The 1,272-nt window shown below is 61.1% G+C and carries 2 protein-coding genes; both read right to left on the bottom strand.

What is annotated here, in order from left to right:
• A partial coding sequence (locus tag EOA28_RS36140; RefSeq protein WP_148671122.1) for a DUF502 domain-containing protein occupies positions 1-624 on the bottom strand: 624 nt, incomplete at its 3' end.
• Positions 625-733: 109 nt separating this feature from the next.
• Positions 734-1,272, bottom strand: a 539-nt coding sequence (locus tag EOA28_RS36135; RefSeq protein ID WP_128315861.1) for an SIS domain-containing protein, incomplete at its 5' end; no start/stop codon positions are given.

Raw genomic sequence — 1,272 nt, 5'->3', positions numbered from 1 at the left:
CACCATGCCTGCCGAGACGATCAGCTTGGCGCCGTCCTCGATCGACATGTCGAGCAGCACGATCTCGGATTTGTGCACATACATCAGGAAACCGGTGGTCGGGTTGGGCGTGCAGGGCATGAACACCGCGATCAGCGGATCGCCTTCCTGGTCGAGCTTCTGGTTGATCTCGGTTTCCTTCTCGCTGGCGACGAAAACCAGTGACCAGACTCCCTTGCGCGGATATTCGACCAAGCCGACCTGGCGGAACATGTCGCCCTTGTTCGACAGCACGGTCTCGAAAATCTGCTTCAGCGAGCCATAGATGCCGCGCACCAGCGGCATGCGACCCAGCAGCCGCTCGCCGAAATTGACGATGGCGCGGCCGACGATGTTGGCGGTCAGGAAACCAATCAGCGTGATCAGCACCAGCGCCACGATCAGCCCGAAGCCCGGAACCGGGAACGGCAGGTAGGTGTCGGGATTGTAGCGGGCCGGGATGTAGGGCTTCACCCAGGAATCGACCCAGCCGATGAGCGACCAGGCGATATAGGCCGTGATCGCCAATGGCGCGCAGACGACGAACCCCGTCAGGAAATAATTCCTCAGCCGGGTCATGCCAGAAGTCTTCAGGGCGTCGGACATGGGGCTCACCCGCGGCGCATGTTGCAGCGCAGAGATTAGAGAACCGCGAGCCGGTTTGGAACTGCGAAGTTTTTAGAATCTACGCCGGAGCGAACGCCGCATAACCACGCTATTCCACCGTCACCGATTTCGCCAGATTGCGCGGCTGGTCGACGTCAGTGCCCATGAACACGGCGGTGAAATAGGCGAGCATCTGGATCGGCAGCGCGTAGATGATCGGCGAAATGATCTCCGGCACCTCGGGCAGAATGATCGTCTCCATCGACTTGATGCCGGCCTGCGCCGCGCCCTTGGCGTCGGTGATCAGGATGATCTTGCCGCCGCGTGCCGCCACTTCCTGCATGTTCGACACGGTCTTTTCGAAGATGCGGTCATGCGGCGCGATGACGATCACCGGCATGTTCTCGTCGATCAGCGCGATCGGCCCGTGCTTCAGCTCGCCGCCGGCATAGCCTTCGGCGTGGATGTAGGAAATTTCCTTGAGCTTCAGCGCCCCTTCCATGGCCAGCGGGAAATTGGTGTCACGGCCGAGATAGAGCACATCCTTGTAGCGCGACAGCTCGCGCGAGATGCGCTCGATCTGCTCGTCGAGCTTCAGCACCTGGGTGGCGAAACGCGGCGCTTCGGAAAGCTCGCGCACCAGCTGCT

Origin of the sequence: Mesorhizobium sp. M2A.F.Ca.ET.067.02.1.1, from assembly GCF_004023285.1 — a bacterium.
GTDB lineage: Bacteria > Pseudomonadota > Alphaproteobacteria > Rhizobiales > Rhizobiaceae > Mesorhizobium.
Note: the sequence above shows the minus strand (reverse complement) of the source record. Positions and strands in the feature narration are given on the sequence as shown.